The organism is Curtobacterium sp. MCLR17_054 (genome assembly GCF_003234335.2).
Classification (GTDB): Bacteria; Actinomycetota; Actinomycetes; order Actinomycetales; family Microbacteriaceae; genus Curtobacterium; species Curtobacterium flaccumfaciens.
In genome coordinates this window covers 517,818-530,110 of record NZ_CP126263.1, presented here as the reverse complement: position 1 = coordinate 530,110, position 12,293 = coordinate 517,818, and the positions used below count along the sequence as shown (strand labels likewise).

Genomic DNA, 12,293 nt, shown 5'->3' with positions numbered 1-12,293 from the left:
CCGTCCGTCACGCCGACGTAGGTTTCCTGCACCGAACCCCTTCGAGAGCAGGTGAAGCCATGTCCCGCACGACGATCCTTCCCATCCAGCGCCTCATGGCGACCGCAGCCCCCGGTGCGTGGCGCGACGGCATCGTCGTCGAGACCCGCGCAGCCGACGCCGTGGTGCTGTTCCTCGACGGGAGCATCACCCAGCTGCGGGTGGCGGACGCCGACGGCGTCCTGTCGGTCGGCGAGCCGGTCGCCCACCACCCGGTCGCGGAGATCCTCAGCGCCGGCGGTCGACAGACCACCGCACGCGTCGCGTAGCGCGCACGCGTCGCGGAGCGCGCACGGAGCGGGTCAGACCGCCATCGAGTCGAGCATCGCCTGGCACTTCGACACCATCTCGTCGCAGGCCATGGCGCAGTAGCGGCACGACTCGTCCATGTCCTGGTGCTGACGGCACTCGGCGGCACACGCGGTGCCCATCGCGACGACGGCCATGAGCATCGCCTGCATCGCGGCGGTGTCCATCCCCATCGGACGCATCATCATCCGCATGCCGGTGTCGGCGAGCATCGCGGTGTTCGAGCACATCGCGGCGCAGGTGGCCATCTCGCCGCCCATCCGCATGTCGGCAGCCGAGCACATCGTCGCCGCCATCGACGCGGCGTTCATCGCCATCATCGTGTCCTGCATCATGTCCATGTCCATCTCCATGGGCATGTCCGTCATCGACATGTTCTTCATCATCGCCATCGTGTCCATCGCCGGTCTCCTCGTCGTGGTCATCGGTCACGAGGCGGTCCGCCCCGCGTGCCCGCCAGGGTACGCGCGTGCCGTCCGCGCTTCGTGGGCAGGAATGGTCGAGTCGGCGACCGCGACTCGACCTTTCCTGCTCACCATCCGCGGTGGTCGCCACCACGGCCGGACGGGAGGCCCGGTGCGGCCCCGCCACGGGCCTCCCGTCCGCCGCGTCGCGCGACCACGGCGCGGAAGACGCCGGCGTGTCCGCAGGACGCCCGCAAGAGCGCGAGACGCCGCCGTATGCGGCGGCGTCTCGGCGACATCGAGGCGTCTCGACAACACGACGGCGTCAACCGGAAGCCCACGCGCCGGCGTCTCGACGACCGCTACGGGTGCAGCAGGGCGGCGATCGCGACGAGCACGGGCACCGAGCCGAGCGTCGAGATGAGCACGACGTCGCGCGCCACCGGCACCGCGGCCCCGTACCGCTGCGCGTAGTTGAAGACGTTCTGCGCCGCCGGCAGGGCGCCGAGGGTGGTGAGCACGAAGACCTCCTGGTCGCCGAGCCCGAACACGAACCGGGCGAACACGAACGCCACGGCCGGCATCACCACGAGCTTGATCGACGACGCGACGATGACGTCGGTCCGGATCGCCGGGTCCCGCAGCGGGGTCGCACCGTGCAGGCTCATCCCGAACGACAGCAGCACGACGGGCACCGCGGCCGCGCCGACGAGCGAGAACGGCTCGAGCACCGGGTCGGGCAGCGTGATCCCCGTCGCCGAGCACACGAGCCCGACGAGCGAGGCGATGATGATCGGGTTCCGGAACGGCCCCGCGATCCGCCTCCCCCATCCGCCGCCACCCGCGGTCGCCGCGTCGAGGATCGTCAGCGCGATCGGGGCCATCACGACGAGCTGCAGCAGGATCACGGGCACGACCGCGGTCGCCTGGCCGAGGACGTACACGGCCACCGGCAGCCCGATGTTGTTCGCGTTCACGTAGCTCGACGCCAGGGCCCCGACGGTGGTCGTGGTGACGGGGCGGCGCAGCACGAAGCGGAACACGGCGGCGGCGCCGAGGGCGACCACGGCGGCGCTCAGCAACGAGACCCAGAGCATCGAGGACAGCAGCGACGCGATGTCGGCGGTCGCGATGGTGTGGAACAGCAGGCACGGCATCAGCACGAAGAAGGCGAGCCGGCTCATCACGAACTGCGCGTGCGGGCCCAGCAGGCCGATGCGTCCGACGACGTACCCACCGGCGATGATCGCGCCGATGATCGCGAAGCCGGTCAACACGCCACCCATCCCGTCCATCCTGGCACCTGCCGGCGGTGATGTGACGTCACTCAGGTCGGAAATGCGTACGCATCGAATACCGTTGAGCGCATCATGACCTCGACGAACGCCGACACCCTCACCCGGTCCACCGACTCCAGCCAGCCGCTCGTGCCGCTGCTCGAGGAGCGCTGGAGCCCCCGCTCCTACGACGAGACCGCGACGATCTCGGACGACCAGCTCGACGCCGTCCTCGAGGCCGCTCGCTGGGCACCCTCGGCCATGAACTTCCAGCCCCGCCGCTTCATCGCCGGCCGCCGCGGCACCGAGACGTTCCGGAAGATCAACGAGAACCTGCTCGGCTTCAACGCCGCCTGGGCCTTCCGTGCCAGCGCGCTCGTCGTCGGCGTGCTCGAGACCGTGACCGCCGACGGCGAGGAGCGCCCCTTCGCGCAGTACGACCTCGGCCAGTCGCTCGCCGCCCTCACCGTGCAGGCGCACGCCGAGGGCCTGCACGTGCACCAGATGGCGGGCATCGACGCCGCCGGGCTCCGTGCCGCGTTCGACCTGCCCGAGCGCTTCCTGCCGTACACCGTCACGGCCGTCGGCACCGTCGCGCACCCGTCGCAGCTCGACGACAAGGCCGCCGAGCGCGAGGTCGCCCCGCGCACCCGCATCCCCCTCGACGAGGTCGTCCTCGTCAAGGAGTGATCACCGGCGGCACCGCCGCCCGCGATCGCCACGACGGCCGCGTCCCTGCGGGGGCGCGGCCGTCGGCGTACCATGACGTGACATGGATCAGCACCAGGACGACGCCCCGCCGGAGATGAACTTCTACACCCGGAAGTGGGTGCGACCGGAGGACCTCAACGCCAACGGCACCCTGTTCGGCGGCAGCCTGCTCCGCTGGATCGACGAGGAAGCCGCGGTCTACGCGATCATCCAGCTCGGCAACGGCAAGGTCGTCACGAAGTACATGTCGGAGATCAACTTCCTGTCCTCGGCGAAGGAGGGCGACATCGTCGAGATCGGCCTCGTCGCCACCCGGTTCGGCCGCACGTCGCTGACCATGCGGGCCGAGGCGCGCAACCTCTTCACGCACCGCAGCATCCTGACGATCGACGAGGTCGTGTTCGTGAACCTCGACGAGGACGGCAACCCCGCCCCGCACGGCTACACGGACATCACCTACGCCCGCGACCGGGTCCCCGCCACGCACCGCGCGTGACCCCGCAGACTTCGCGCAGCACCGGGGCACCCTGTTGGTCGCACCCTGCGGGTGGTCGGCGGGCTCTGGCAGGATCGGGGGCATGACCACGCCCCGCCTCGTCGCCTTCGACCTGGACGACACGCTCGCCCCGTCGAAGTCCTCCCTCGACCCCCGCATGCTCGAGACCTTCGCGTCCCTGCTCGAGGTCGTGCCGGTCGCGGTCATCTCCGGCGGCAACTTCACCCAGTTCGAACAGCAGCTCGTCACCCCGCTCCGGCAGCGCGACGGCCTGACGCTCGACGCCCTGCACCTCCTGCCGACCTGCGGCACCCGGTACTACCGCTGGGAGGACCAGGACTGGGCACTGCAGTACGCCGAGGACCTCACCGAGGAGCAGAAGGACCGCGCCCTCGCCGCGGTCGAGGCCCGTGCGCAGGAAGCCGGGTACTGGGAGTCCGAGACCTGGGGCGCCATCCTCGAGGACCGCGGGTCGCAGATCACGTTCTCCGCCCTCGGCCAGGCCGCCCCGGTCGACGTCAAGAAGCAGTGGGACCCGACCGGCGAGAAGAAGGACCACCTGCGCCGTCTGGTGCAGCAGGACCTGCCCGACCTCGAGGTCCGCTCGGGCGGCTCCACGAGCATCGACATCACCCGCAAGGGCATCGACAAGGCCTACGGCATGCAGCGCCTCGCCGAGATCACCGGCATCGCGCTCGACGACATGCTCTTCGTGGGCGACCGGCTCGACCCCGAGGGCAACGACTACCCGGTGAAGGCGCTCGGCGTCCCCTGCCACGCGGTCGAGGGCTGGGAGGACACGGACGCGTTCCTGACGGAGCTCATCCCCACCCTGCGCTGACCGCGCGGCGGACGGGAGGCCCGTGGCGGGCCCGAACCGCGCCTCCTGTCCGTCCGCGGTCGCGTCCAGAGCCGCGAACGCGACCGACGCGGCCGGGCGCTCAGCCCAGGCTGCGGACGGCCTCGACGAAGGCGCGGATCTTGGCGGGGTCCTTGACGCCGCGCTCGGACTCGACCCCGCTCGACACGTCGACGCCGTCGGGGTCGAGCGCCTCGACCGCAGCGACCACGTTGGCCGGGGTCAGCCCGCCGGCGAGGATCCAGGCCTCGTCCACGCCGTCGATCGTGGCCGGGTCGATCAGGCGACCGCTGCCGGGCACGGCGGCGTCGAGCAGCAGCAGGTCGTGGTCGAACGCGGCGCGCTGCTCGGGCGTCTCGCGCAGGTAGTCCTCGGCCGCGATGGCCCGGATGGTGAAGAAGCCGGCGTCGCGCGCGCGGGCGAAGTCGGACGCTGACTCGCCACCGTGCAGCTGCAGCGTCGTGAGCCCGACCTCGGAGGCGATGCCGACGATCTCGTCGATCTTCTGGTCACGGAAGACCCCGACGGCGTCGATGCCGTCCGGCACCCGCTCGACGAGTTCCTTCGCCAGGTCGGCGGTGACTGTCCGGGGGCTGCCCGCCGCGAAGACGAACCCGACGGCGTCGGCACCCGCGTCGATGGCGGCGTCCACGGTGTCGGGCGTCGACAGGCCACAGATCTTGATCCAGCGCTGGTCGGTCATGCTGTCCATCCTGCCAGGGCGCTCCGGTACCCGGAGCACGGAGCCGCCGAGCAGGTCAGTGCAGGGCGCCCGCGACGTAGGCGGCAACGCAGGCCGCGGTGACGCCGAAGGCCGCGAAGGACCCGACCAGGACGTTCCGCCGGCGCCAGCGACGTACCGCCGAGAACGTGCCGCGCTTGGCGTGCCGGTGTGCGGCGCGGTGCATGCGGTGGTCACGCTGGTGCTTCACGCGTTCCGGACCGAGCGGCACCGGGCCGGTGATCTGGGTGGACCCGCCGCGCAGCGCGTTGGCGATGGCGACCGCCGTGGGCCGGCGCTCCGGATCGCGGGCCGTCATCCGGCTGAGCAGCTCGCGCCACTCGTCGGCGACGTCGTCCGGGATCTCGGGATCGCGGCGGAGCCGGGCGAGTGCGGCCTCGATCAGGGTGCCCGAGTACTCCTGCTTGCCGGTCAGCGCCTCGAGCAGGACGAGCCCGAGCGAGTACACGTCGGTGGCGAAGCTGATCGGTTCGCCGGCGACCTGCTCCGGGCTGAGGTAGGCGGCGGTGCCGATGACCGTGCCGTCGTTCGTCAGGCGGGAGCCGTCGACGAAGTGGGCGACGCCGAAGTCGGTGAGCTTGACCGTGCGGGCGAACCCGGACGAGCCCTCGTCGCTGATCAGGATGTTGGCGGGCTTGACGTCGCGGTGCACGATGCCGCGGGAGTGCACGTAGGCCAGGGCGTCGGCGAGCTGCGCACCGAGGTCGGCCACCTCGTAGTTGTGCAGGGCACCCTCGGACAGACGGCGGAGCAGCGTCGTGTCGGCGATGAGCTCCATCACGATGAACCGGTGCGGGCCGTCCTCGAACTCGTGGGTCCCGGCGTCGTACAGCGGGATGAGCCCCGGGTGGGAGAGCATGCTGAGCAGCCGGATCTCGCGCTCCTGGCGGACGCGGTCGGCGGTGGTCATCTTGTCCGGGGTCGCGAAGAGCTTCACGGCCACGGCCCGGTACGTGTGCTCGTCACGGGCTTCGTAGACGGATCCCATGCCGCCGGTGCCGATGAGCTTCACGAGCCGGTACCGCGCAGAGAGGACGGTGTCCGCCCGCGCGCTGTCCAGCAGGGTCATGGTGTCCGTCGTCCCGTCCGGAGCCCGTGGTTCCGCGGCGCCTGCCAGCGTGTGGGCTCATGGGAAACGGTACGCGTCCGACTCTCGATCCGCATGGCCGTTACGACATCGTGATCGCCGTACTTCCCTGAGTTCCCGGGGATCGACGGGGTACAGTCCGACCTCCACCAGGACGAGGAATCGCGCAAGGAGGACAGCATGGCGTTGTCGAAGGGTGACGAGGTGCACTGGAACACCTCGCAGGGCAGGACGACCGGCACGCTCGTGCGCAAGCGGACGAGCGACTTCGAGTTCGACGGGCAGCACTTCACGCCGACCGACGACGACCCGTACTGGATCGTCGAGTCGGAGAAGAGCGGCAAGCAGGCCGCCCACAAGGAGTCGGCGCTGACGAAGGCCTGAGGCTCAGTCGCGGGCGGGCTCGGCGCGACGACGACCCCGGGCACCGCCCACGGCAGGGCTGCCGGCGGCGTCGTCGTGGTCGTCGTCGGGGCCGCCCGTACGCCGCTCGGCGCGGACACGGCGGACCCGGCGCACGACGAAGGTCACCACGACCGCGGCGATCGCGACGTAGAGCACGCGGTCGATCCACTCGGTGTACGCCTCGACCTGGTCGTACTGCGACCCGAACGCGGCACCGAGCAGCACGAGCGCGCTGTTCCAGATGCCGCTCGCGATGATCGTGAACACCGAGAACGTGCCGAGGTGCATGCGGTCGGCGCCGGCCGGCAACGAGATGAGGCTGCGGACGATCGGGACGAACCGGCCGAAGAACACCGCGCTCTTGCCGTGCCGGTGGAACCAGCCGGCTGCCTTGCGGAAGTCGTCCTCGTCGACGAGGGGCAGCTTGCCGAACCACCGCGTGGTGCGTTCGAACCCGATCTTCGCGCCGAGCCAGTACAGCACCAGGGCCCCGAGGTACGAACCGATCGTCGCCAGCACCAGGACCAGGACCAGGTTCATCTGGCCGGCACCCGCGAGGAACCCGGCCAGCGGCAGGATGACCTCGGACGGGATGGGCGGGAACACCGTCTCGACGAAGAGCATCAGCCCGACGCCCCACTCCCCGAGCGCGTCGATCAGCTGCAGCACCAGGCCGGAGAGCCCGCCGAGGTCCGACGGGGCGGTGGAGTCGCCACTGGCGACGGTCATGGCACGGGCGGTCACGGCAGTCGTCATGCCCCCAGCATCCCTGAACGCCCTGTCAGGACCCGGCACGCTCCCTGGGTGTCAGCCGAGTCCCATGTGAGCGGACCGGACGTGCGCGAGCGACCGGGCGAGCGCGCCCCGGGCGACGGCGTCGCGACCGACGGTCGACGGGGCGAACACCACCGGGTGCCGGAGCTGTGGCGTGACGATCTCGTCGAGCGCGGCGCAGAACACGTCGGCAGCCGGCAGGACCTCGCCACCGACGACGACGACCTCGGGGTCGATCGTCGTCACGAGCTGCACGACGCCGGGTGCCACGTCGGCCGCGAACGCACGGACGGTCTCGACGGCCGACACCGAGCCCTGGGCCGCCGCGGCGAAGACGGACTCGAGGTCCGTGCCGGACGGGATCCGGGCCTCCAGGCGGGCGGGCGCGGCGGGCCAGCCGGTCGAGGCGATGCCGCCCATCTCGCCGGCCGCACCGCGCGCACCGCGCGCCAACGAGCCGTCGACCACCAGGGCGGCACCGATCTGCCGACCCATCACCAGGTACAGGGCATCCCGGACGCCGTGGAACCGCCCCCACCGCGCCTCGGCCGTGGCCGCCAGCTTGGCGTCGTTGTCGAAGAAGGTGGCGACCCCGGGGAAGAGGTCCTGGATCCGGCCGGGCACCCGCCGCTCGACCCACTCCGGCACCGCGACCGTGTAGTCGATCGCGCCGTCGCGGTCGACGACCGCCGGGACCCCGAACGTGGCACCGAGCACCGGCGCACCACCGGCGGAGCCGCCGACCGTACCGCCGACGGGCGCCGTCAGCCGACGGACGACGTCCTGCACGCTCGACCAGGCCTGTTCGGCGTCGGCGAGGTCGGTGTAGCGCTCCTCGACGCGGGCGAGCGTGACGCCGCGCAGGTCCGCGCGCACGCCGACGATCCCGTGCAGGCCGAGGTCCACGCCGAGCACGGAGCCGGCCGACGCGTCCGCGGCGAAGCGCTTGGCGCGACGACCGGCCTTGTTCGGGGTGGCGATCGCCTCGGCCTCGGTCACCCAGCCCTCGTCGACCAGGTCGGCGAGCGCCGCCTCGACCGTGGGGCGGGAGAGTCCGACCGTGCGCCCGAGCTCGGTGACCGTGCGGGAGACGTCATCGCGCAGGAGCTCGTCGAGGATCGCCCGCGAGTTCATCTGCCGCAGGACGCCGGGGGTCGTCCCCACGACACCGGGGGTCGTTGACACGGTCTGCTCCACGGTCATAGCCTCCACATTACGAAAGATCATTGAGGAATGGTGGCTCCGACATGCTCGTCCCACGACCGCGCCGCACCGCTCCCGGTGTCGGGGCCTTCGCGATCACCCCGTCGACCCGGATCGCCGCCGACCCGGCGAGCGAGTCCGTCCGACTGTACCTGCAGCAGACCCTGCGGGGATCGACCGGGTTGCCGGTGCGGGACGCCCTCGACGACACGGCACCGGGGGCCGGCACGATCGCGCTGCGCGTCGCCGACGACCCGTCCCTGCCCGCGGGCCCGACGACGCCGGAGGGCGACCGGGCGGAGTCGTTCCGCCTCACGGTGACGCCGGACGGCGTCGACGTCGTCGGCGGCTCGCCCGCCGGGGTCTTCTACGGTGTGCAGGCCCTGCTGCAGCTGCTGCCCCCGGACGTGTACCGCAGCGGCCGGGTCGCGACCGGCCCGTGGTCCGTCCCCGCCGTGGTCGTCGAGGACGCCCCCGCCTTCGCCTGGCGCGGCGTGATGCTCGACGTCGCCCGGCACTTCCGCACGAAGCACGAGGTCATGCGAGTGGTCGACCAGCTCGCCGCGCACCGGATCAACCGCCTGCACTTCCACCTCACCGAGGACCAGGGGTGGCGCATCGAGATCCGGAAGTACCCGCGCCTGACCGAGGTCGGGTCCTGGCGTCGGGAGTCCCAGGTCGGCGCGCACGTCCCCGGGCCGGACGGCACACTCGTCGTCGCCGGGTTCGACGGCCGCCCGCACGGCGGGTACTACACGCAGGACGACGTCCGCGAGATCGTGGCCTACGCGGCCGACCGGTTCGTCACCGTCGTCCCCGAGATCGAGACCCCCGGGCACGTCCGCGCGGCACTGGCGGCCTACCCATCGCTCGGCGTCACGGGCGAACCGGTCGAGGTGTGGACGGAGTGGGGCATCGCCGACGACGTCCTGAACGCCGAGGACGCCACGATCGACTTCTTCAAGGACGTCCTGGACGAGGTCATCGCACTCTTCCCCTCCGGCTACATCGGCATCGGCGGCGACGAGTGCCCGAAGGTGCAGTGGGAGACCGACCCCCGCACCCAGGAGCGCATCCGCGAGCTCGGGCTGCAGGACGAGGAACAGCTGCAGGCCTGGATCATCGGACAGCTCGCCGCACACGTCGAGTCGCACGGCCGGCGGGCGTTCGGCTGGGACGAGATCCTCGAGGGCGGCACGCTCGACCCCTCGGCGACCGTGGTCTCCTGGCGCGGGCTGACCGGCGCACGCACCGCCGCCCGCCGCGGGCACGACGTCATCTCGTCGCCGGACGACCAGGTGTACCTCGACTACCGCCAGAGCGACCTGCCGACCGAGCCGATCCCGGTGTCGATCGTGCTCACCGTCGACGACGTCTTCGCCTTCGACCCGGTGCCGTCGGGGCTCACCGACGACGAGCGCGCCCACGTCATCGGCGGCCAGGGCAACATGTGGACGGAGCACGTCGACTCCGCCCGTCGGCTCGACTACCAGCTCTTCCCCCGCGTCGCCGCCCTCGCCGAGGCACTGTGGTCGGCGGACGTCACCGGACCGCGCGACCTCGCCGAGTTCCGCGGACGCCTGGCCGAGCACACCGCCCGCCTCGAGGCCATGGGCATCGAGTACCGGCACGAGGCCGGGCCGTTCCCGTGGGAGCAGCGGCCGGGCGTGCCGGGGCGCCCGCACTCGCGCGAGGAGCGTGCGGCGTACATCGACGCGGTCACGGCGAACATCGCCGAGTAGCGCGCGTCGAGCGGTCGCGACACCCCGCGCGGTGTCGCGACCGGACGACGGACGGGAGGCCCGGTGCCAGCTGGCACCGAGCCTCCCGTCCGTCGTGTGCTGCGGTCGACTACGCGGCGACCGGCGCGCGCTGGCCCACCGTCTCGCCGGCCACGGCAGCCTCACCGGCCGCAGCGGCCTCGTCGACGGGGCGACGACGGACCCACTTCTTCAGGGCGACGAGCACCAGCGCGGACACCACGGTCCCCGCCAGGATCGCGACGACGAACATCAGGACGTCACCGATCGCGAAGAAGACGAAGATCCCGCCGTGCGGCGCTCGCGAGGTCACGCCGGCAGCCATCGAGATCGCCCCCGTGATCGCGGCACCGACCATCGACGCCGGGATGACGCGCAGCGGGTCGGCTGCGGCGAACGGGATCGCACCCTCGGAGATGAAGGACGCGCCGAGGAGCCACGCGGCCTTGCCGTTCTCGCGCTCCGGCTTCGTGAAGCCCTTGCGGTAGAGCACGGTCGAGGCGAGCGCGAGTGCGAGCGGCGGCACCATGCCGGCCGCCATGACGGCGGCCATGATCTCGAACGGCACCACGTTCGTGGCGGTCCCGGCACCGAGCCCGGCGACGGCGAACGCGTACGCCACCTTGTTCACCGGACCACCGAGGTCGAACGCCATCATCAGCCCGAGGATGATCCCGAGCAGGACGGCCGAGGCACCCGACAGGGAGTTGAGCCAGGCGGTGAGCTCGGTCATGACCCAGGCGATCGGACCGCCGAGCACCAGGAGCATGAGGCCCGAGGCGATGATCGACGCGAACAGCGGGATGATCACGACCGGCATCAGACCACGCAGCCAGCGCCAGGTCGGGATGCGCCCGATCCAGTACGCGGCGGCACCGGCGATGAGGCCACCGACCAGGCCACCGAGGAACCCGGCGTTCATGAACACGGCGATCGACCCGGCCACGAAGCCCGGTGCGATGCCCGGACGGTCGGCGATGGCGTAGGCGATGTACCCGGCGAGTGCTGCGACCAGGAACCCGAGCGACACCTGTCCGATCTGGAACGCGGCGGCGCCGAGGTAGTAGCCGAGGCCCTCCGGCGGCAGGTTCAGCAGCGTCGAGTTCGTCAGCGTGTAGGCGGCGTTGCTCATGCCCGAGTCGCCGTGGTTCAGCGCGATGCCGTACCCGGAGAGCAGGAAGCCGAGCGCGATGAGCAGTCCGCCGCCGGCCACGAACGGGATCATGTAGCTGACGCCGGTGAGGAGCCAGCGCTTGAGCGACTGGCCGAAGTGCTCGTTCTTGGCGGTGGACTCGCCCTCGACGGCGGCACCACCCTGCACGCGTGCGGCGTGCGGGTCCTCCGAGGCGCGGATGGCCTCGGCGATCATCTTGTCGGGCTCGTCGACACCGCGCTTGACGGGTCCGGACACGAGCGGCTTGCCGGCGAACCGACCGCGGTCGCGGACGTCGACGTCGACCGCGAACACGACGGCGTCGGCACGGGCGATGAGGGCCGGGTCGAGGGGTTCGACCTGCGAGGACCCCTGCGTCTCGATGTGCATCTCGGCACCGGCACGCTGGGCTGCGGCGACGAGGGCATCCGCCGCCATGTAGGTGTGCGCGATGCCGGTCGGGCAGGCGGTGACGCCGACGAAGACCTTGCGGCCCGCCTCGGGTGCGGTGGCCGGTTCGGAGGCACCGCTCGCCTTCCCCACACCGGCCTCGGCCACTTCGCCGCTCACCTCGTTGTCGACGAGCCGGACGATCTCGTCGGGGGTGGTCGCGGCGCGGAGCGCGGCGGTGAAGTCCTCGCGGATGAGCGCGCGGGCCAGGGTCGAGAGGACCGTCAGGTGGTCCTTGTCCGCCCCCTCGGGCACGGCGATCATGAAGACGATGTCGGCGTCGCCGTCCGGAGCGCCGAACGGTACCTTCCGGGCCAGGCGCGAGAACGCCAGCGTCGGCTCGGACACTGACGCCGACCGGGCGTGCGGGATGGCGATGCCGCCGGGGACGCCCGTTCCGACGCTCGCCTCGCGCTTGATGGCGTCGTCGGCGAGCGTCGCGCCGTCGGCGGCGCGGCCGGTCGCGGCGACGCGATCGGCGAGCACCCGGATGACGTCGGTCGACGTGGCGCCGAGGTCCTCGTCGAGGCCGACGAGCTGTGCGCTGATGAGGCGCGGACTCGAGTCTGCGGACATGTGCTTGCTCCTTCGCAATGGCGCTGATCGCGCGGTGGTGCAGGTGTT

General features: G+C 71.6%; 13 protein-coding genes. 6 read left to right on the top strand and 7 right to left on the bottom strand.

Annotated elements, in window-relative coordinates; translation table 11 throughout:
* Positions 1–59 precede the first annotated feature (59 nt).
* Entirely contained in the window at positions 60–308 is a 249-nt protein-coding gene (locus DEJ08_RS02595) for a hypothetical protein (RefSeq protein ID WP_027464862.1), read from the top strand.
* A 33-nt stretch (positions 309–341) separates the two neighbouring features.
* Here DEJ08_RS02595 and DEJ08_RS02590 read toward each other — a convergent pair whose 3' ends face one another.
* Positions 342–749 (bottom strand): four-helix bundle copper-binding protein, encoded by a 408-nt coding sequence (locus DEJ08_RS02590; RefSeq protein ID WP_111053857.1) that lies wholly within the window; start codon positions 747–749, stop codon positions 342–344.
* A gap of 365 nt (positions 750–1,114) precedes the next feature.
* Entirely contained in the window at positions 1,115–2,038 is a 924-nt protein-coding gene (locus tag DEJ08_RS02585; protein WP_111022759.1) for an AEC family transporter, read from the bottom strand.
* Between the two features lie 84 nt (positions 2,039–2,122).
* Between DEJ08_RS02585 and DEJ08_RS02580 the strand changes: the two genes are divergently transcribed.
* The 3 genes from DEJ08_RS02580 to DEJ08_RS02570 all read left to right on the top strand — a co-directional run bounded on the left by DEJ08_RS02580 (position 2,123) and on the right by DEJ08_RS02570 (position 4,077).
* Positions 2,123–2,719 (top strand): nitroreductase family protein, encoded by a 597-nt coding sequence (locus DEJ08_RS02580; protein WP_027464865.1) that lies wholly within the window; start codon positions 2,123–2,125, stop codon positions 2,717–2,719.
* Positions 2,720–2,801: 82 nt separating this feature from the next.
* Positions 2,802–3,236 (top strand): acyl-CoA thioesterase, encoded by a 435-nt coding sequence (locus DEJ08_RS02575; RefSeq protein ID WP_017886352.1) that lies wholly within the window; start codon positions 2,802–2,804, stop codon positions 3,234–3,236.
* Positions 3,237–3,318: 82 nt separating this feature from the next.
* Positions 3,319–4,077 carry an HAD-IIB family hydrolase gene (locus DEJ08_RS02570; RefSeq protein WP_111053858.1) on the top strand — a complete coding sequence of 253 codons (759 nt, stop codon included), beginning with the start codon at positions 3,319–3,321 and terminating at the stop codon, positions 4,075–4,077.
* Positions 4,078–4,177: 100 nt separating this feature from the next.
* Here the strand turns inward: DEJ08_RS02570 and DEJ08_RS02565 are convergent, their stop codons facing one another.
* Together DEJ08_RS02565 and DEJ08_RS02560 are read right to left on the bottom strand one after the other, a co-directional pair.
* Positions 4,178–4,798: a phosphoribosylanthranilate isomerase gene (locus DEJ08_RS02565; RefSeq protein WP_111033921.1), complete on the bottom strand. Its 621-nt coding sequence runs from the start codon at positions 4,796–4,798 to the stop codon at positions 4,178–4,180.
* A gap of 55 nt (positions 4,799–4,853) precedes the next feature.
* Positions 4,854–5,906, bottom strand: a complete 1,053-nt coding sequence (locus tag DEJ08_RS02560) for a serine/threonine-protein kinase (protein WP_071246475.1) — start codon at positions 5,904–5,906, stop codon at positions 4,854–4,856.
* 198 nt (positions 5,907–6,104) lie between these two features.
* Here DEJ08_RS02560 and DEJ08_RS02555 point away from each other — a divergent pair, with 198 nt between their 5' ends.
* Entirely contained in the window at positions 6,105–6,308 is a 204-nt protein-coding gene (locus tag DEJ08_RS02555; RefSeq protein WP_071404335.1) for a hypervirulence associated TUDOR domain-containing protein, read from the top strand.
* A gap of 3 nt (positions 6,309–6,311) precedes the next feature.
* On the opposite strand, the gene DEJ08_RS02550 is transcribed toward DEJ08_RS02555, so the two are convergent.
* Positions 6,312–7,085, bottom strand: coding sequence for a DedA family protein (locus DEJ08_RS02550; RefSeq protein ID WP_253183683.1), 774 nt, complete (start codon positions 7,083–7,085; stop codon positions 6,312–6,314).
* Positions 7,086–7,136: 51 nt separating this feature from the next.
* A complete protein-coding gene (locus DEJ08_RS02545; protein WP_181438916.1) occupies positions 7,137–8,288 on the bottom strand; it encodes an ROK family transcriptional regulator in 1,152 nt (383 codons plus the stop codon).
* A 62-nt stretch (positions 8,289–8,350) separates the two neighbouring features.
* On the opposite strand from DEJ08_RS02545, the gene DEJ08_RS02540 reads away from it, so the two are divergent.
* Positions 8,351–10,048, top strand: coding sequence for a beta-N-acetylhexosaminidase (locus DEJ08_RS02540; protein WP_111053860.1), 1,698 nt, complete (start codon positions 8,351–8,353; stop codon positions 10,046–10,048).
* A 109-nt stretch (positions 10,049–10,157) separates the two neighbouring features.
* On the opposite strand, the gene DEJ08_RS02535 is transcribed toward DEJ08_RS02540, so the two are convergent.
* Positions 10,158–12,245 (bottom strand): PTS fructose transporter subunit IIABC, encoded by a 2,088-nt coding sequence (locus DEJ08_RS02535; protein ID WP_111053861.1) that lies wholly within the window; start codon positions 12,243–12,245, stop codon positions 10,158–10,160.
* Positions 12,246–12,293: the final 48 nt, after the last annotated feature.